17 protein-coding genes are annotated in these 18,984 nt (G+C 67.0%); 10 read left to right on the plus strand and 7 right to left on the minus strand.

Annotated features, from left to right (window positions below; all coding sequences use genetic code 11):
- Positions 1-59 precede the first annotated feature (59 nt).
- A complete protein-coding gene (locus tag CG716_RS24400; protein ID WP_094483706.1) occupies positions 60-356 on the plus strand; it encodes a hypothetical protein in 297 nt (98 codons plus the stop codon).
- A gap of 79 nt (positions 357-435) precedes the next feature.
- On the opposite strand, the gene CG716_RS24405 is transcribed toward CG716_RS24400, so the two are convergent.
- A complete protein-coding gene (locus CG716_RS24405; RefSeq protein ID WP_094483707.1) occupies positions 436-1,821 on the minus strand; it encodes a WS/DGAT/MGAT family O-acyltransferase in 1,386 nt (461 codons plus the stop codon).
- A gap of 32 nt (positions 1,822-1,853) precedes the next feature.
- Entirely contained in the window at positions 1,854-3,113 is a 1,260-nt protein-coding gene (locus CG716_RS24410; RefSeq protein WP_234818011.1) for an MFS transporter, read from the minus strand.
- 196 nt (positions 3,114-3,309) lie between these two features.
- Between CG716_RS24410 and CG716_RS24415 the strand changes: the two genes are divergently transcribed.
- The 4 genes from CG716_RS24415 (at position 3,310) to CG716_RS24430 (ending at position 7,776) form a co-directional block, all read left to right on the plus strand.
- A complete protein-coding gene (locus CG716_RS24415) occupies positions 3,310-4,557 on the plus strand; it encodes an acyltransferase family protein (protein WP_094483709.1) in 1,248 nt (415 codons plus the stop codon).
- A gap of 105 nt (positions 4,558-4,662) precedes the next feature.
- Entirely contained in the window at positions 4,663-5,352 is a 690-nt protein-coding gene (locus CG716_RS24420; protein WP_094483710.1) for an Rv0518 family GDSL lipase, read from the plus strand.
- Between the two features lie 67 nt (positions 5,353-5,419).
- On the plus strand, positions 5,420-7,033 hold the full coding sequence (locus CG716_RS24425) for a S53 family peptidase (protein ID WP_094483739.1): 1,614 nt from the start codon (positions 5,420-5,422) through the stop codon (positions 7,031-7,033).
- A complete protein-coding gene (locus CG716_RS24430; protein ID WP_094483711.1) occupies positions 7,030-7,776 on the plus strand; it encodes a hypothetical protein in 747 nt (248 codons plus the stop codon). The genes CG716_RS24425 and CG716_RS24430 overlap by 4 nt, the downstream gene beginning before the upstream one ends.
- Before the next feature lie 9 nt (positions 7,777-7,785).
- Here CG716_RS24430 and CG716_RS24435 read toward each other — a convergent pair whose 3' ends face one another.
- Together CG716_RS24435 and CG716_RS31175 are read right to left on the minus strand one after the other, a co-directional pair.
- Entirely contained in the window at positions 7,786-8,706 is a 921-nt protein-coding gene (locus CG716_RS24435; protein WP_094483712.1) for an aminoglycoside phosphotransferase family protein, read from the minus strand.
- Positions 8,703-8,834 (minus strand): hypothetical protein, encoded by a 132-nt coding sequence (locus tag CG716_RS31175; RefSeq protein ID WP_264006382.1) that lies wholly within the window; start codon positions 8,832-8,834, stop codon positions 8,703-8,705. Before CG716_RS31175 ends, CG716_RS24435 begins: the two co-directional genes overlap by 4 nt.
- A 51-nt stretch (positions 8,835-8,885) precedes the next feature.
- Here CG716_RS31175 and hrpA point away from each other — a divergent pair, with 51 nt between their 5' ends.
- Positions 8,886-12,806 carry an ATP-dependent RNA helicase HrpA gene (hrpA, locus tag CG716_RS24440; RefSeq protein ID WP_420093223.1) on the plus strand — a complete coding sequence of 1,307 codons (3,921 nt, stop codon included), beginning with the start codon at positions 8,886-8,888 and terminating at the stop codon, positions 12,804-12,806.
- A 70-nt stretch (positions 12,807-12,876) separates the two neighbouring features.
- On the opposite strand, the gene CG716_RS30345 is transcribed toward hrpA, so the two are convergent.
- A complete protein-coding gene (locus tag CG716_RS30345) occupies positions 12,877-13,038 on the minus strand; it encodes a hypothetical protein (RefSeq protein ID WP_094483714.1) in 162 nt (53 codons plus the stop codon).
- Positions 13,039-13,309: 271 nt separating this feature from the next.
- On the opposite strand from CG716_RS30345, the gene CG716_RS24450 reads away from it, so the two are divergent.
- The 4 genes from CG716_RS24450 (at position 13,310) to CG716_RS24465 (ending at position 16,335) form a co-directional block, all read left to right on the plus strand.
- Complete coding sequence (locus tag CG716_RS24450; protein ID WP_094483715.1) at positions 13,310-13,540, plus strand: hypothetical protein; 231 nt, start codon at positions 13,310-13,312, stop codon at positions 13,538-13,540.
- 43 nt (positions 13,541-13,583) lie between these two features.
- Complete coding sequence (locus tag CG716_RS24455; protein WP_094483716.1) at positions 13,584-14,591, plus strand: patatin-like phospholipase family protein; 1,008 nt, start codon at positions 13,584-13,586, stop codon at positions 14,589-14,591.
- 19 nt (positions 14,592-14,610) lie between these two features.
- Positions 14,611-15,897, plus strand: coding sequence for a wax ester/triacylglycerol synthase domain-containing protein (locus CG716_RS24460; protein ID WP_094483717.1), 1,287 nt, complete (start codon positions 14,611-14,613; stop codon positions 15,895-15,897).
- A 171-nt stretch (positions 15,898-16,068) separates the two neighbouring features.
- A complete protein-coding gene (locus tag CG716_RS24465) occupies positions 16,069-16,335 on the plus strand; it encodes a hypothetical protein (RefSeq protein ID WP_094483718.1) in 267 nt (88 codons plus the stop codon).
- Positions 16,336-16,418: 83 nt separating this feature from the next.
- Here CG716_RS24465 and CG716_RS24470 read toward each other — a convergent pair whose 3' ends face one another.
- Together CG716_RS24470 and CG716_RS24475 are read right to left on the minus strand one after the other, a co-directional pair.
- Positions 16,419-17,639 (minus strand): acyl-CoA dehydrogenase family protein, encoded by a 1,221-nt coding sequence (locus CG716_RS24470; RefSeq protein WP_420093224.1) that lies wholly within the window; start codon positions 17,637-17,639, stop codon positions 16,419-16,421.
- The gene (locus CG716_RS24475; protein ID WP_094483719.1) at positions 17,602-18,798 is read right to left on the minus strand and encodes an acyl-CoA dehydrogenase family protein; all 1,197 of its coding nucleotides are present in this window, start codon (positions 18,796-18,798) and stop codon (positions 17,602-17,604) included. The genes CG716_RS24470 and CG716_RS24475 overlap by 38 nt, the downstream gene beginning before the upstream one ends.
- Between the last annotated feature and the right edge of the window lie 186 nt (positions 18,799-18,984).

Below are 18,984 nucleotides of genomic sequence, written 5' to 3' on the forward strand. Positions count from 1 at the left end.
CGTGATTAGGTTGATGCGGGGTTGGGATCTGACTCCTCAAGGCGTAAGGCGGAACACACATGACTGTGAATCGACGGCTCTTGGTCGGAACGGGTGTGGTCTCGCTGGCCCTCGGATCGGTGGCGGTGGGCTTCGCGTCGCCGGCATCCGCCGACTGCCCCGCGGGCACGGTGCAGACCAGGTTTCCCGGGGTGTGCGTGGCCGGCCAGTCGGGTGGGCAACAGATCCCCCAGGCCATGCCCCCGTCAGACGTAACGTCCAACATCCAGCCCAACCAGATCCCCACGATGAATGGCATCCCCTGCAACCTGAACCATTCGAGCACCTGCTGGGCGATGGCTCAGAACGGCGGTTAGTCCCGCCTCAACGTTGGGCCCGCAGCGCGCTCGGCATTCACCAGCGTCGACGGAGGCTGGGCCGCAACCTGATTCAGCGTCAGCGCGCCGTGGACAAGCCGGCCGCATCCTCGAGCTGTTCGAGAGCGACGTGCAATGCCGCGGTGAACTCGTCGATGTCCGCGGCGATCTCGGGTGTCGTCGAGATCCCGAAATCCAGTGAGTCGCAATAGCTCAGGCAGGTGATGTTCAAGCCGACATCGAGCATCAGCGGGCCCAGCGGCACCAGCGTCTCGACCCGTGCGCCGGCCAGATACAGCGGAAACTCCGGCCCGGGTACGTTCGAGACCACCAGGTTGATCGGCACGACAACGTCGCCCAGGTGAGCCGCGGAGTACGCCCGCACCGCCAGACCGAGCAGCCCCGGCGGCGTGGTCTCGGTGAGGCCGACGAGCTGGTGATCGGACAGTGTCCTGGCCATCTCCTTGGCGCCACGGGAACTGTCGTAGATCGCGGTCAGCCGTTCGGTGGGATCGGCGACGTCGGTGGCCAGACGCACGGTCGTCGACGTCATCTGGTTGCCGGCAGTGGACGCCTCGGTATGGGTGGACACCGGAACCTGCGCCACCAGCGGCCGGTCCGGCAGTTCGCCGCGAGCCAGAAGATACTCCCGTATCGCACCCGAAATGATAGTCAGCACAACATCATTGATCTTCACATCGAAGGCCTGCTTCACGGCCTTGATGCGGTCGAGCGACAGCGTGGTGCAGGCTATCCGGCGCTGCATACTGAGCTTGGTGTTGAATCTGGTCGACGGCGCGTCGAAGAAGTTCGGCGGCTTGTTCGCCACTGACCGCGCGGCCAGCTGCTGGGTCACCGTCTGCTGGATCACCCGGGCCACCCGGTAGGGGGTCATGACGGCGATGTTGTACAGCGCACCCAACGCCCGCCGCTCGACCCGGGGCAGGTGCCCTTCGGAGTCTGGTACGTCGGTGGCCGGAGGTCGGGGTTCCTCGGTGACGTCGAGCAGGATCGAGCTGAGCCCCGCCCCTGACACCCCGTCGATCACGGCGTGGTGAATCTTGGTCAGGTAGGCGACCCGGCCGTCGGCCAGACCCTCGATGTACCACATCTCCCACAGCGGGCGGTCGCGGTCCAGCGAGTAGGACATCAGCCGGCCGACCAACGCCTCGAGCTCGCGCTGGCCGCCCGGTGAGGGCAGGGCCACGTGACGGATGTGGTAGTCGATGTCCAGCTCGACGTCTTCGACGAGCCACGGCCGATCCAGGCCATGGCGGGCACCGGCGACACGATGACGCAGGACGGGCAGCTCGGGCAGCCGGCTTTCGATCAACTTGCGCACCGTCTCGAAACTGAAGCCCGGCACCCCGCTGGGATCGCAGATGCCCAAGGCGCCGATGTGCATCGGGCACTCCTGGGTGTCCGCCCACCAGAACGCCGCATCCAAGCCGGAGAGGCGGTGCATGTGCGCAAGCGTAGAGCGATCCTGTTGCTGCTTCACGTTTTTGTGGCCATGGGTAGCGCACTCTCAGCTGTGCCGAACTGAATTGCGGTGGCGTCCTTGCCAAACCACGTCAACGCTGCGACGGCCACCAGCACCGGAACGATCGTCACGGCAAGCGCGAACGGGTAGCCGTGACCGGCCGCCAGGTGTTCCTGGATAGGCAGGTTGAAGGCGGCCAGCAGATTGCCCAGCTGGTAGGTGACACCTGGGTAGAACCCACGGATCGCGTCGGGCGACATCTCGGTCAGGTGGGCCGGGATGACACCCCACGCACCTTGGACCATCACCTGCATCAGGAAGGCGCCCAGGCACAGCATCGCCGCGGTCTGGGAGAACGCGAACAGCGGCACGATCGGCAGCGCGAGGATTGCGCAGAAGACGATGGTGTAGCGGCGGCCGAACCGCTGGGACAGCGTGCCGAAAACCAGGCCGCCGATGATCGCGCCGATGTTGTAGATCACCGCGATCCACCGCGCCGCCTGGGTGGACAGCCCCGCGCCACCGTTGTGCGTCGCCGACAGGAACGTCGGGTACACGTCCTGCGTGCCGTGGCTCATCCAGTTGAAGGCCGTCATCAGCAGCACGAGATAGATGAACCGGCGCACCACAACCGGGTTGAACAGGACGTCGCGAATCTTGGTGCTGCTGGTGCGCATCCGCGTCTGGGCTGCCTGCCACACCTCCGACTCGGTCACCCGGGTCCGGATCAGCAGTGTGATCAGGGCAGGCACGATCGACAAGCCGAACAACCAGCGCCACGACAGGCCCAAGCCGTCGAGCACCAGCAGCGACGCCAACGTGGCTAGCAGGTAGCCGAACGAGTAGCCCTCTTGCAGCAGCCCAGAGAAGAAGCCGCGTCGTTCGGCCGGGATCTTCTCCATGGCCAGTGCCGCCCCCAGACCCCACTCACCGCCCATGCCGATGCCATACAGCAACCGCAGCACCACGAGCACGGTGAAGTTGGGGGCGAACGCACACAGGAACCCGACGACCGAATAGAACGCGACGTCGACCATCAGCGGGATCCGGCGGCCGACTCGGTCGGCCCACAATCCGAACAACAGGGCGCCGACCGGCCGCATGAACAACGTCGCGGTGGTCACGAACGCGACCTCGATCTTGCTGATGTGGAACGTCTCGGCGATGTCGGCATAGACCAGCACCACGATGAAGTAGTCGAACGCGTCCATCGTCCAGCCGAGCTGCGCGGCGATGAACGAGTTGCGCTGGTCCTTGGTCAACCGGGTGCCCACCCGCTGGGTGTTACCACGATCACTGTCCGGCAAACGGTAGGCAGAGCCGGGCGTCCAGCAACCGCACAGCATTGCGAAACCCGGCTGGCGGGCGCCGCGCTGATACGCTGCCAAAGTCGTAGGCGAGGAAATCGCGGGGGCGGCGGGGTCCGACCCGTCTGACGCAGGGCGTCGAAAAAGCAAGCAAGAGTCGGAAATGGGTGTCGTGCGAACCGGAGAAATCAAGGCTCTGACCGGTCTTCGCATCGTCGCCGCCATGTGGGTGGTGCTGTTCCACTTCCGGCCGCTGATCTGGGACGCCTCGCCCCGTCTGAAAGACGATCTCGCGCCCCTGTTCAATGCCGGCGCCCAGGGCGTCGACCTGTTCTTCATCCTCAGTGGGTTCGTCTTGACCTGGAACTATCTGGACCGGATGGGATCGCATTTCTCTGGGCGCGCCACCATGCATTTCCTGTGGCTGCGGCTGTCGCGGGTATGGCCGGTGTACCTGGTGACCATGCACATCGCGGCGCTGTGGATCATCTTCACGCTGCACGTCGGCACCGTGCCGTCGCCGGACGTCGAGAAGCTCACCGCCATCAGCTATGTGCGGCAGCTGTTCATGGTCCAGCTGTGGTACGAACCGTTCTTCGACGGCACGAGCTGGGACGGGCCGGCCTGGTCGATCAGCGCGGAGTGGCTGGCCTACCTTCTGTTCGGCGCGATCATTCTGGTCATCTTCCGGATGGCGCGGGTGACCCGGGCGCGCACGCTGCTGCTGCTGGCCTTCGCCGCCGCCCTGCCGCCGACGGTGCTGCTGCTGGCCAGCGGCCACTTCTACACGCCATGGAGCTGGCTGCCGCGCATTGTGGCGCAGTTCGTGGCCGGCGCGCTGGCCTGCGCTGCCGTGCGGCGGCTACGGCTCGGCCGCCGCGGGCAGCTCGTCGCCGGCTTCGCCTCGATACTGCTGACCGCTGCGATCGTCGTCATCCTCTACTACTACGACGCGAATCCGGTCCCCGGGATGGTCGACCCCGGCGGGGTGGTCGACCTGTTGTTCATGCCGCTGGTGGTCACGCTGGCGATCGGGGTGGGCAGTCTGCCTGCCCTGTTGTCCACCCGGCTGCTGGTCTATGGCGGCCAGATCTCGTTCAGCCTCTACATGGTTCACGAGATCGTGCACACGTCCTGGAACTGGGCGGTACAGGAGTACCACATCGACCTACCCAAGTCGGTGCAGAAGTTCGTCGTCATCGGCCTGATCGCCGCCGCGGTGGCAGGTGCGATGCTGCTGTACCACTCAGTGGAGGAGCCGGCGCGGCGCTGGATGCGCAGAATGGTCGACTTCCGCGACGTCCAGCACGATGTGCACACCGGCCCGCCGGCGGCGGAGGGAAGTCGGCTGGCGTCCATCGACCACGCCCGCGATGCCCGTCCACCGCAGTCATCGGCTCGGGCCGGGTAGCAACTCTGGCCCAGCCTCGGTGTGCGACAACACCTTCCGTGGCGGTACGCTGCCTGGGTCGGGCACGAATTCAGTGAGGTGTCATTGACCCGCAGCGAAGGGCTTATGCGCGTCACCACGACGGGCCTGTCGGCCGTCGTGGTGCTTGCCGTACTTCTCGGCTATTCACACGCCGGCGTCGGCTACGAATTGACCAGCCGCGGTTCGGGGTTCAGCCGCATCGCGGTGATCGGCGACTCCTACACAACCGGTACCGACGAGGGTGGAGAGGGGCCACAGTCGTGGACCTCGCAAGCCTGGCGCCTGCTGGCCAATCAAGGAGCGCGAGTCAACGCCGACGTGGCCGCCGAAGGGGGAGCGGGCTATGGGATCCGTGGCAACCACGGCAGCCTCTTCGAGGACCTCACCCTTCGGGCCGTCAACCGCGACGACGCACTCGTGGTGTTCTTCGGGTCACGCAACGACCAGCCCGTCGACATGCAACAGTTTCCCGGGCTCGTCGGGCAGACCTTCCAGGCCGCCCGCAGGGTGGCCCCCAAGGCCAGGTTCCTGGTGATCGGCCCGCCGTGGCCGACGGCCGACCCACCGCCGGAGGTGTTCGCGCTGCGGGACAACCTGCGCGCGCAGGCCAAGGACGTGGGTGCGGTGTTCATCGACCCGATCGCCGAAGGATGGTTCGTCGGCCGGCCGGACCTCATCGGCCCGGACGGCGTTCATCCCACCGACGCCGGTCACGCCTACATGGCCGAGAAGATCGCGCCGCTGATCAGAAGTCAGCTGGCCATCCCGCTGTGAGCTAGCGTCCGGACTTGCCATCCCGACCTCCTCTGTGACCCCGCATCGGTATGGGATGGTTTCCGTGATGCGCAGAGGCTTATGGTTACGGCGTCGCCGTGGGCACCGGCTGACACCGCTGCTCGCGATGCTGGCGCTGATCATGGTGGTGTTCGCCGCAGACCGACCGACTCCGCCGCTGCCGTACAACCTGATCGCCGGTCCGTTCGCCCGCTTGCTCGCTCAGGCCGCGGATCTCGGGCCCGCCCGCGCCGAACGCATTCAGTTGACCGTCGAACTGCACGCGCCCACCGAACCCGTTGCCTTGACTCGATGGGCCGCCTCTCACGGCCTGTCGGTGCGATGGCGAGAGGGGGACCCGTGGGCAGTCGTGGAAGGCGCGCCACGCACGGTCGCCCGGGCCCTTGACGTCGCTGTGCACGACTACCGCCTCGGTGGCGGGCATGTGTTCTATGCCTCCCCGCAGCAGCCGGCCGTGCCGCAGCAGTTGAGTGGTGAGGTCACCGAGCTGGGCCGGATCCTCGGGTATACGCCGCATCACGAAGGCACGCCGCCGAGCTTGCCGCTCGATGTCCCCAACGGCGGTCTGGTGCCGACCGAGCTGCTCACCGCCTACCAGGTGAACCAGCTGAGCTCCGCCGGGTACACCGGCAAGGGCCAGACCGTCGTCGTCTTCGCCTTCGACGGGGTTGAGCAGAGCGACCTGGACACGTTCTCCGACTGGTTCACATTGCCTCGCTTCAACCTCGAGGTGATGGGCGGGATGCCGGCCGAGCGGCACGGTGAAGCGACCATGGATGTGCAACTCATCCACGCGATCGCTCCGTCGGCCAGGATCGTTCTGGTCAACGCGCGCCCGACCGCCGAAGGCGACGCGGCGTACGTCAAACTCGGCCAGCTGATGGAGGATGTGGACCGCCAGTATCCGGGCGCGGTGTGGAGCTTCTCCATCGGCTGGGGCTGCGATCGACTGCTGGCCCGGGCCGATCTGGCGCCCGTCCGTTCGGCGCTGGCCCGCGCGCATCGCAATGGGACGACGGCCTTCGTCGCCAGCGGTGACCTGGCTGGGCTGGAATGCAAAGGCGGCAAGGACTGGTCGGAGCCGCCCAGCCCGGACGATGTCGGAGTCGACGCGATCGCCTCGCTGCCGGAGGTGACCGGTGTCGGGGGCACGACGTTGTCAACCGACTCCCAAGGGCAGTGGCTGGCCGAACAAGGCTGGTATGACGTGCCGCTGACTCAGGGCAGCGGCGGCGGTGCCTCGGTGCTGTTCGCCCGCCCGTCGTGGCAGGAAGCCGGCGAGCGCTCGGGTCCGCGGGACAAACGACTGGTCCCCGATATCGCCGCGGTGGCCGACCCGTTCACCGGCGTGAAGTTCGTGTTCGACGGACAGATTCAGGTCGGCGGTGGCACCTCGCAGGCGGCGCCGATCTGGGCTGGGCTGGCAGCCGTGATGAACCAGTTCCTCACCGCCCGTAACCTGCAACAGCTCGGCGATTTCAATCCCGTGCTCTACGAACTGGCCACCGAAGCCGAGGTGCCGGCCTTTCGTGACATCTATCTCGGCGCCAACGCGGTGACGCCCACCATGCCCGGCTACGACATGGTCACCGGGCTGGGATCGCCTAACGTCGACAATCTGATCAAGGCCGTGCTCGTGCTGAAGTCGTTGCGCCAATGACCAGCAAGACAACAGACCAGGACCCGGCCGGGACGTTCGCGGGCTACGCGGTGCCGCCCGGCAGCTATCGGGCTCGTCGGCAACGTGGCCCCGCCTACTTCGCAACCGTCGGCATCTGGGTGGGCGTGATCGTCGTCGTGATGATGGCGTTGAGCGTCGTCGCGACCCGAATCACGCCCACGGCGACCCAGTATCGCTGTCCACCGGACTGCGGACGCCCGCCGAACGGGCTTCCGGTGGCGACCAATCCCCGCTTCTTCGCTGCCGACGGGTCGTTCTCGGTGTCGTACCCCGCGCCCGGGACCGCCTATGACGTCACCATGGAGCCCAGCGGGGTGCGGGCGGAGCTGACCGTCGGAGACCGCGGGGTATTGCGATTGTTCAGCGAGCCTGCGCGGGGCCGCGATGCCCGGAAGGTCGCCGACGACCTCCTGAGTCAGATGTTCCCCGACGCGGTGAAGTCCTACGACCTGCCCAACGCGATCCTGGGATACGAACCCGGTTACGGCGAGGTCGCCGACAATTGGCCGAAGGGCACCGCGACCGATGCGCAGCGGCTGCGGATCATCCTCGTCGTCGCGGTGAAGAACGACCTGGCATTGGTCGCCGGTGCTGCCGGGCCGTTCCACCAGTTCGGACCCGACGACGGACCAGGCCCACCCTCGCCGGCGAACCTCGACATCGCCAAGGACATGGGCAAGTATGTCAACAGCTTCATGTGGCGCGGCGATCCGCCGCGGTGACGAAAACCCTCAATCTTGAACAGCTTTGGCGACCGCGATACAAGTAGTCAGCCAGTCGCGATCGTTGGTCTGATTCCCCGTGTTGCTTCGCTCCTGCCCGCCGTCCTGCACCGCCCACATCGCGTTGAGCACCATCCGCACTACCACCCAGGCTCGCGCCCGCTCCTCGTCGAACCCGGCGGCGTCGACCAACGTGTAAAACCGGCGGCGGACACCGTCACGGACGTCGGCAGCCAACTCGTCGAAGCGGTTCCACAACATCGGGGCGACCTCATAATGCGGATCGCCGTTGACCGGCTTCGGGTCGATCACCAACCAGGGGTGCCGTTGTCCGGCGAGCACGTTCGCGTAGTGCAGATCGCCGTGGATGACTCGTGCGGTGACCGCGGGGTCGGTCGTGAGGTCGGCGCACAGGCTCAGGGCCTGTTCCACCAGCCGGCGCGGAATCGGGGCGCTGCGCGGCAATTCGGCCAATTCGGCTGTCCAGCGGTCGAGGTACGAGCTCAGGGTTCGCAATTGCGGCAAGGCCGGCACGTGGATATCGCGGTACAGGTCGGCGACAACGCGGCAGGCCTCGACGTCGGCTAGGCCCGTCAGGTCGCGGTCGCCGAGTCGCTCCAGAAGCAGGGCACGGCGGTGCGGATCAGCGCTGCGTAAGCGCACCGCGCCGTTGCCGCCCCAGCGCCGCAGCGCCAGATGCTCATGCTCGGACTCGTCGTCGGGGAAGCTGAGTTTGAGCACCGCGGCCGCGCCGTTGTCGGTGTGGACCGGCAACACCAGCGAGCAGTAACCGTGGGTGGCGGGGCCGTCGGACCGAAGCTGCCACTGCGCGAGGACGTCACGGGTCAGGCTGGGCAGTGAATCGATCCACGTCGCCCAGTGCGGACCGCGGTCGGCCATCGCCCGCACCCCGGCGGGCAGCTCCGTCACGTGTCGGGTTCGTCGGGATGCTCGCTGGGCGGCGGTGGCTTGTTCAGCCAGTCCTTGAGCCGAAATAGCTGGCTGGCCACGATCCCTACGCCTACCAGCAGCAGACCGACGACGATCCAAATGGTCATCGCCGTCGAGCCTACGCACCGTGTGGCAACCCGGCGGCTTCGCCGCCTAATGTGGCCGGAGTGTCCGAAGTGTCCGCCGAACAGGTGCGTCAGTTGCGCACCCGCTTGGATGGTCTGACGATCCGCGACGCGGCCCGGCTTGGCCGGCGACTGAAGTCACTGCGCGGGGACGTCTCGGCGGCGAGCCTGCGGCAGATCTCCGAGCAGGTCACTGCGGCCGAGGCGCTGATCGCCACTCGCACCGCCGCTGTCCCGACCATTACCTACCCCGACTTGCCGGTCAGCGAGCGTCGCGGCGAGATCGCCAAGGCCGTCACCGAGAACCAGGTGGTCATCGTCGCCGGCGAGACCGGTTCGGGCAAGACCACGCAGCTGCCCAAGATCTGCCTGGAGTTGGGCCGCGGAATCCGCGGGACCATCGGCCATACCCAGCCTCGCCGGCTGGCGGCGCGCACGGTGGCCCAACGCATCGCCGACGAACTGGGCAGCCCGCTGGGCGAAACCATCGGCTACACCGTGCGCTTCACCGACCAGGCCAGCGATCGAACGCTGGTCAAATTGATGACCGACGGCATCTTGCTCGCCGAGATCCAGCGCGACCGGCAGCTGCTGCGCTACGACACGCTGATCCTCGACGAGGCCCACGAACGCAGTCTCAACATCGACTTCCTACTGGGCTACCTTCGCGAATTGCTGCCGCGCCGGCCAGATCTCAAGGTCATCGTCACCTCCGCGACCATCGAGCCACAACGGTTCGCCGCCCACTTCAACAGTGCGCCGATCGTCGAGGTGTCCGGGCGCACCTACCCGGTGGAGGTCCGCTACCGGCCGCTGGAAGTACCTGTTGTTGACGATGATTCGGACGACCCCGACGACCCGGACCACGAGATCGTACGGACCGAGATCCGCGACCAGACCGAAGCGATCCTCGACGCGGTCCGCGAACTGGAGGCCGAGCCACCCGGCGATGTGCTGGTGTTCCTGTCCGGGGAACGCGAAATCCGCGATACCGCAGAGGCCCTCCGCGACTTGAGGAACACCGAAGTGCTTCCGCTGTATGCACGGCTGCCCACCGCCGAGCAACAACGGGTGTTCCAGCCGTCGCGGGCCGGCCGGCGAATCGTGTTGGCCACCAATGTTGCCGAGACCTCGCTGACCGTGCCGGGCATCCGCTACGTCGTCGACCCAGGCACCGCCCGCATCTCGCGCTACAGCAGGCGGACCAAGGTGCAACGACTGCCGATCGAACCCATCTCGCAGGCCTCGGCCGCACAGCGGGCGGGCCGGTCCGGGCGCACTGCGCCAGGGGTGTGCATCCGGCTGTACTCCGAGGACGACTTCGCGGCGCGTCCGCGCTATACCGATCCGGAGATCCTGCGCACCAACCTGGCTGCGGTGATCCTGCAGATGGCGGCGCTGCAACTCGGCGACATCGAGAGCTTCCCGTTCCTGGATCCGCCCGAGCAGCGCAGTATCCGCGACGGTGTTCAATTGCTCCAGGAATTGGGCGCGTTCGACTCCGCGGGCGCCATCACCGACATCGGCCGACGCCTGGCTCAGCTGCCGGTCGACCCGCGGCTGGCCCGGATGATCCTGCAAGCCGACACCGAGGGCTGCGTGCGCGAGGTGCTGGTGCTGGCCGCGGCGTTGTCGATTCCCGACCCGCGTGAGCGGCCCGTCGACCGCGAGGAGGCGGCCCGGCAGAAACACGCCCGCTTCGCCGATGAACACTCGGATTTCGTGTCCTTCCTCAACCTGTGGCGCTATCTGCGTGAGGAGCGAAAAGCTCGTTCCGGCAATGCTTTCCGCCGCATGTGCCGTGAAGAGTTTCTGCACTACCTGCGCATCAGGGAGTGGCAGGACCTGACCGGTCAGCTGCGCAGCATTGCCCGCGATATCGGGATCCGGGAGTCGGACGACCTCGAGCCGGCCGACCCGGCGCGGGTGCACGCCGCTCTGGTCGCCGGATTGTTGTCGCATATCGGTCTGCGTGAGGGGGATTCGCGGGACTACACCGGTGCGCGGAACTCCCGGTTCGTGCTCGCCCCCGGATCGGTGCTGAGCAAACGGCCGCCGCGCTGGATCGTGGTGGCCGACCTGGTGGAGACCAGCCGGCTGTACGGGCGCATCGCCGCCCGCGTTGATCCCGAAGTGGTCGAGCGGGTGGCCGGGCATCTGGTGCAACGCACCTACAGTGAGCCGCACTGGGATGCCAAGCGCGGCGCGGTGATGGCGTTCGAGCGAGTGACCCTCTACGGGCTGGCGCTCGTGCCGCGTCGGCGGGTGGGATACGCCACCGTCGATCCGGTGGTGTCCCGCGAGCTGTTCATCCGCCACGCTTTGGTGCAGGGGGAGTGGCAGACGCGCCACCACTTCTTCGCCGACAACGCTCGGCTGCGAGCGGAACTGGCCGAGCTGGAGGAGCGAGCCCGCCGTCGGGACCTGCTCGTCGGCGAGGACGACATCTATGCGCTCTACGACAGCAGGATTCCGCCACAGGTGGTTTCCGCACGGCACTTCGACGGGTGGTGGAAAAAGCAGCGGCACCGCACCCCGGAGCTACTGACCTTCGCCCGCGAGGACCTGCTCCGCGTGGACGACGACACCCCCGAGCGACCCGACAATTGGCGTGCCGGGGACTTGTCCCTGCCGCTGACCTATCGGTTCGAACCTGGTGCAGCCGATGACGGCGTGACCGTGCACATCCCGGTAGAGGTACTGGCCCGGCTCGGTGGTGACGAGTTCGGTTGGCAGGTACCGGCTTTGCGTGAGGAATTAGTGACCGCTCTGATTCGGTCACTGCCAAAAGATCTGCGGCGCAACTTCGTTCCGGCGCCGGATACCGCGCGGGCAGTCCTGGCCGGTATCGAAGCCGGCCGTGAGCCACTCCTGGAGGCGCTGCAACGCGAATTGCACCGTCGTTCCGGCGTTCTGGTGCCGATAACCGCGTTCGATCTGGACAAGCTGCCCGCTCACCTCCGGGTGACCTTCGCAGTCGAAGCGACCGACGGTACCGAGGTGGCTCGAGGCAAAGACCTCGAGGTGCTGCAGCGTCAGCTGGCCGGGTCGGCTCGTCAGGCAGTGGCCGACGCCGTCGCCAGTGACGTGGAGCGCAGGGGACTTCGGGCCTGGCCCGACGATCTCGATCGGCTGCCGGCCAGCGTCGAGCGCACGGTTGGCGGCCACATCGTGCGGGGCTACCCGGGACTTGTCGACGCCGGCGCGAGCGTGGATGTACAGGTGTTCGCCACCGAGCCCGAACGGGATGCCGCGATGAAAGCCGGCATCAGGCGGCTGCTGCGGTTGGCCGTGCCCTCTCCGGTGAAATCGCTGGAGAAGGCCCTGGATCTGCGAACCCGGCTGGTATTGGGAGCCAATCCGGACGGGTCGCTGGCGGCGTTACTGGACGACTGCGCCGACGCGGCCGTCGGTGTCCTGGCGGCGCAGCCGGTGTGGACCAGAGCCGATTTCGCTGCGCTGCGTGACCGGGTGGCCGGCGCGCTGCCATCGACCACACGCGATATCGTCACCCGAGTTCAGAAAGTCCTCGCTGCGCTGCAGGAAGTGCAGCTCGCCCTGCCCGGCACGCCATCGGCGGCGCAGGCCGATGCGGTCGCCGACATCCGCGCGCAGCTGGGCCATTTGGTCGCACCCCGGTTTGTCACGGCCAGCGGCGCTGCGCATCTGGCCGACCTGACCCGCTACCTCACCGCGATCAGCCGTCGTCTCGACCGGCTGGCGCAAGCCCCGCAGGCTGACCGCGACCGCATGCTGCGGGTGCACGCCGTCCAGGACGCCTTTCACGAACTGCTGCGAGCGCTCTCGCCGGCCCGTGCCGCCGCGGCAGATGTGCGCGAGATCGCGTGGCAGATCGAAGAATTCCGGGTCAGTCTGTGGGCCCAACAGCTGGGCACGCCCAAGCCGGTCAGCGAGCAGCGGATCTACCGCGCGATCGACGCCGTCCTGGCCTGAGGGTGCGCCAACGCAAGAGGGGCACCCGAACCGGGTGCCCCTCTGATGGATAGTCGTTGAGACTCAACGACTATCCGTGCACAGATGTGTCTACGTGCGGCACAGTGACCGACGGGCCCATGTTGTTGACCCAGTCGTTGTGACCGAGGTCCGCCTGCGCGGGCGCGGCAAGCCCGAGAACGGCTGCGGTCATCGCGCCGGCGATCGCTGTGGTGATTGCGTACTTCATCATGTCTATCCCTCTTCCTCAACGGCCGGAGTGGGTTTCCGTGCCGCTGCCAGGTCTAACGCCACTAGGGGGCGCGGTAATTCCGCTGGCAGGAGATGTGCGTCGATTGGCAGGAATTGAGTCATGTCCGCCGATCGGGGGACACCGGATTCCGCCCGGTCATCCGCCGGCTGCTGGACAGACATCGAGACCCGGATGCGAGACCGTTTAGGCACTGGCGAAACACGAAGGCCCAGATCGACAAGTCACAGACGACAAAGAGGAAACAATCGATATGACCACCATGACCTGGATGAAGCGGCTGGCCGCCGGCAGCGCACTCGCCGCGGGCTCCGCACTGTTCGCCTTCGGTTCCGCCACCGACGCCTGGGCCGAGAGCGGTTCGCTCAACAACGGCCCGAACCTGAGCCAGCCCACCCAGCACCCGAGCTTTCCCGGCCAGCACAATCAGCCGGTTCCCGGCTCGTCTGAGCACCACCGCCACCAGTGGAACCACGCCGGGTAAGCAACGTCACATCGTTGTCAGGCGCGGCTCCTAGCATGGGGCGATGCCCACGACAGCAACCAAGCCCGTCGACCTCGTCCTGGCCGGGGGTGGCGTGAAAGGCATCGGGCTGGCCGGTGCCGTAGTGAAGCTGATGGAAGCCGGATACCGGGCGTATCGCATCGCCGGCTCGTCGGCGGGCTCGATCGTCGGCTCGATCGTCGCCGCGGCCGCCAAGAACGATCAGATGACACCCGATGAGGTGCGGGACCTCACCCTGAGCATCGACTATCGCAAGTTTTTGGACCCCGGCCCGGTCGAACGAGTCCCGCTGCTCGGCCCGTCGTGGGCGATTCTGCAGGGCACCGGCATTTACCAGGGCGACTACGCGCACGATTTCATCGCCGGCCAGTTACGCGACCTCGGGGTCAGCACCTTCGGGGACCTTCGCCTCGACGACGACGAACTGCCCGAGGAGCGTCGCTACCGGCTCGTCGTGACCGCGGCCGACGTGACGACGGGCCAGCTGGTCAGACTGCCGTGGGACTACCGCCGGCTCTACGGCCTTGACCCCGACGAACAGCCGGTTGCCGATGCCGTGCGCGCATCGATGTCCATTCCGTTCTTCTTCCGCCCGGCCACCCTCACCAGCGCCGCGGGCCGCACGTCAACGCTCGTCGACGGTGGGCTGCTGTCGAACTACCCGATCGACTCGCTGGATCGCACCGACGGCAAGAAACCGCGCTGGCCGACCCTCGGGGTGACGCTGCTGCCCGACCTGCCCGAGAACAACGACAAGGTCATCCCCGCGCTGGCCCCACTACGGCTGCTCGGCGGCCCCAGCCTGCTGGAGGACGTCATCACCACGATCCTGGTCGGTCGCGACCAGGCTTACCTCAATCTGCCGTGGGTGAGCTGCAGGACCATTCGCGTGGATTCGACAAAAGTCGGCGTGCTGGATTTCCACATCAAGCAACCGGAGATCGACGCCCTCTACGCCCAGGGCTGCAGCGCCGCCGCGGCCTTCCTGGCGACGTTCAACGAGCGTGAATGCCTCGAACGGTTCCGCTGATCACCCTAGGCTCAGAACTGTGCCGCCCGACAAGTCCGATCGCCTGTCCGCCGACGACGCACACATCCTCGGCCTGGAGTCCGCGGCCATCACCGGCCACACCCTGAAACTGGTGGTGCTCGAACCTGGCGCGGGCCTTCTCGACATCGACGCGCTGCGGGCCTCGGTTGCCGAGCGACTATCAAGCCAGCCACGCGCGACTCATCGGGTCGACACGTCGGGAACCGACCCACGATGGGTGCCCGCGACCGATTTCGACATCCGCCAGCACGTTCGGCGCAGCACGGACGCGCGCTGCATCAGCACTACCGATCTCTGGCGCATTGTCAGCGCATTGATGTCGGAACACCTCGACCGCAGCAGGCCGCTGTGGACCTTCGATGTCATCGGACCCCTGGCCGACGGGCGCGAGGCCATCGCAGCGCGCATCCACCATGCGATGGCCGACGGCATCGCCGGGGTGCGGTTCCTGAACTCGGTGCTCTTCGATGCTCACCAAGCGACCCCAAAGCGGCCGGAACACCGACCAGGACAGCATGATTCACCCCCGCTGTCACCACTGGAAGAAGTGTGGCGCATGCCGGCGGCCCTTGTGCGCGAGCTTGGCCATCCGGCTGACTATTCGCCGTTCGACCGCCCCGTCACCATCGCCCGCGAGCTGGCGTTCGCCGTCGCGCCTCTGTCTGAGTTCAAGGCGATCGGAGTGTCTCGGCCCAATGCCGCTACGGTCAATGACGTCCTGCTCGCCGTAATAGCCGGCGGCCTGCGGCGCTGGCTGGGAGAGGCCGGCGCGCGGAATCTGCGGGCACAGATCCCGGTGAGTTTGCACCACCGAGACGAAGCCGCCGCCGATCTGGCCAACCGCGATTCGTTCCTCAACGTCGATCTCCCACTGGCAGAAGCAGATCCGCTGCGACGACTCGACGCGATCAGTGCCCAGACGCGCGAGCGCAAGCGCCTTGACGACGCTGACGAGATGTACGACCTCTTTCACGCCCTGGGATGCGTCAAAAGCATTGGCGCCGCGGCTCAACGGTTGGCCGGCAGCGCCCACGAGTTCAGCCTGTCGATCTCCAACGTCCCCGGACCCCCTAATCCGGTTCAGGTTTCCGGTCGACGGGTACGGCACCTGTTCTCCTCGTCGGAGCCGGCCGCGCATCACGCACTGCGGATCTCGGCCATCTCATGCGCCGATGACATGGGTATCGGGCTGTGCACCGATCCGACTGCGTTACCCGACATCGCCGCCCTGGCCGAGTGTGTCGAGACGTCCTACGCGGAGTTGCGCGGGGCGGCCGGGATCTGACGGCACGGCGCGGGGACCGCCGAAGCCCGCGTCGTCGGCCGTGTCCCCCGATCGGTGGACACCGGATTCACCCTGACTATGGCCTGGTCACCCGACAGACATCGACCCGATTGTGCGCGATTGTTAGATCACCGCCGGCAAACCGGCGAAAGCACGAAATAAAGGCAAGACATGACCATCACGACAACGAGCACCATCTGGTTCAAGCGAATCGCAGCAGGGGCAATCCTGGCCACCGGTTCTGCACTGGTCGCCCTGGGCGGCGCCACCGACAGCTTCGCTGATACGGCCTCGACCAACATCGGGCCCAGCCGCATCAGCGCCGGTGCCGACATGAACCACCCGACGCCGCACCCGGCGTTCCCCAACCAGCACAACCAGCCGGTCCCCGGCTCCTCGATCCATCATCACCACCAGTGGAATCGCCATCGCGGCTGACGAGCCGGGCGCACCACGGAAACCGTTCGGGCGGAGAAGTTCTCAGCACTTCTCCGCCCGAACGTTTCGTGTATGACCAGCTGTCAGGCCGGGCGCCCGTCGGCGACCCAGGCACCGCCTTCGGTGCTCGCGTCGTCCAGGACGAAATCGGCGACCCGAGACCGGTGCTGCTCGGCAGTGCCCAGCAGCGCGGCGTCGGTGATGGCGCGCTTGAAATACAAGTGCGCCTGGTGTTCCCAGGTGAAGCCGATACCGCCGTGCACCTGGATGGTGTCGGCCGCAATGTGGCTCAGCGCCGCCGATGCAGTGGCCTGGGCGATGCTGACGGCAAGCGCCGGATCGTCGGAGCCATCGGTGAGCGCCCACACGGCGTGGTAGGCGGCCGACCGGGCATGCTCGAGGTCGACGAGCATGTCGGCCAGCTTGTGCTTGATCGCCTGGAACGAGCCGATCTGGCGGCCGAACTGCAGCCGAGATTTGGCGTAGTCCACGGCCAGATCCAGCAAATGCTGTGCGGCACCGACCTGTTCGATCGCCAGCAGAGCCGAGCCCACCTGTAGCGCGTGGGTGATCACGCGCCCGGCCTCTTCGGGCCCGGCTACTAGCCGGGCGGGGGAGTCGGCGAAGGTGACGGTGGCCTGTGGCCGGGTCAGATCCAATGTCATCAGAGGTGTGCGCTCGACGTCCTTGGCGTCCACGGCGTAGAGCCCGATGCCCTCAGGACCGGTTGCCGCAACGAGGATTTCGTCGGCGGCGGCACCGTCGACCACCCGCTCGACGGTGCCGGTGACGGTATCGCCGCCGGCTGTCACGGTCACCGCGGCCGGATCGAATGCGCCGGCCTTGTCGGCGACGGCGAACGCGGCCGTTCGGGTGCCTTCCACCAGCGCAGCGAGTACCTCGTCACGGGCCGGGCCGCCCGGGCTGGCGACCAGCGCGGGAATCGCGAGATAGACGGTCCCGAACAACGGCCCGCAGGCCAGGGTGGCGCCGAACTGTTCCACTGCGACGGCCTGGTCGACCAGCGAACCACCGACCCCGCCGTCGGCCTCGGGCACCGACAGTCCGAGTACGCCGAGCTCGGCGCCCAGCCGGTTCCACACCTTGGCGTCGAAGGGCACCGGGGATTCCATCAACCGGCGCACCGTCGAATCATCGAAGTTATCGGCGCAGAACTTGCGCACCGCGGCGCGAAGATCGTTCTGCTCCTCGGTGAACGTGAACTCAGCATTCTCATCGCTTCGCACGGTCTGATCCGCAAGCTTCTCATCCACGCGGGATCTCCTTCCACGGCATACCGGCATCGGCACGCAGGTCACCGGGCAGGCCGAGCACCCGCTCGCCGAGAATGTTGCGCATCACCTCGGAGGTGCCGCCTTCGATGGTGTTGGCGCGGCTGCGCAGGAAGCGCTGCTGGATCGGCCCACGCCAGCCGCCGGCATCGCCGGACGCATCGCTCATCGAGTAGCCGTTGTACAGAGTGCCTTCGGGTCCGAGTAGATCCATGCACCACTGGTAGATGTGCTGGTTGAGTTCGGCGCCGACCAGCTTGCCGACCGAGGCCTCGGGTCCCGGCCCACCCGCGGTGGCAGAGGCGCGAGAACGCTCCGATGTCAGCCGCTGGGCTTCCGACCGTAACCACAACTGGGCCAACCGGTCCCGCAGAATCGGGGTGTGCAGGTCGGGCCGTGACGCCCACAGCGTGGTGGCGTCCTTGATGGTTCCGCTGCCGCGGCGGCTGCCGCTGGCGCCCAGGGCGCTGCGCTCGTTCATCAGGGTGGTCATTGCGACTCCCCAGCCGTTGCCGACCGCGCCGAGGCGGTGGCTGTCGGGGATGCGGACGTCGGTCATGTAGACCTCGTTGAACTCCGCCTGCCCGGTCATCTGGCGCAGCGGACGGGTCTCCACGCCGGGGGCGTGCATGTCAAGCACGAAGTAGGTCAGGCCCTTGTGCTTGGCGATGTCTGGGTTGGTGCGCGCCAGCAGCAGACCCCAGCGGGCCCGGTGCGCCAGGCTCGTCCACACCTTCTGGCCGTTGATCACCCACTCGTCGCCGTCGGGCACCGCGGTGGTTGCCAGTCCGGCCAGATCGGAGCCGGCGCCGGGCTCGGAGAACAGCTGGCACCAGATGTCCTCGGTGGTGGCCAGCGGTCGCAGCAGCGCCTTCTTGAGGTCGTCGGACTGGGCGTGTTCACGCACGGTCGGTGCGGCCATGCCGTAACCCATCGGGTTGAGGCCCAGCGGCACCGGGCCGCCGGCGCCCTGCAGGATCCGGTCGGCGACGGCCTGTAGTCCGCGGGACAAGCCAAGGCCGCCCAGGCCCTCGGGGAAGTGGATCCAGGACAGCCCGGCGTCGTAACAAGCGCCGAGGAATTCCGGGATCGGGACAGTTTTCGGGTCGTGGTCGGCCACGACCCGCCGGGCCAGGTCTTCGACCCGGTCGGCATCAGCGACGGTGCTCATTCCGACACGATATGGAACCCGGTGTTGTCGGTTGTTGGCAGGTGTCAAGTTTTGGTCGGGCGCCCCTCGTCGAGTCTGCGGTGAGAGGGTGTACCCGCGCGGAAAACCCGCTCTGAGCGCAGAATCGACGCGCGTTATTGTGGTCGCAGCACGGCAATTAGAACGTGTTACAGTTCGGCCGCTGGA

Source organism: Mycolicibacterium sphagni, from assembly GCF_002250655.1.
GTDB classification, from domain to species: Bacteria; Actinomycetota; Actinomycetes; order Mycobacteriales; family Mycobacteriaceae; genus Mycobacterium; species Mycobacterium sphagni.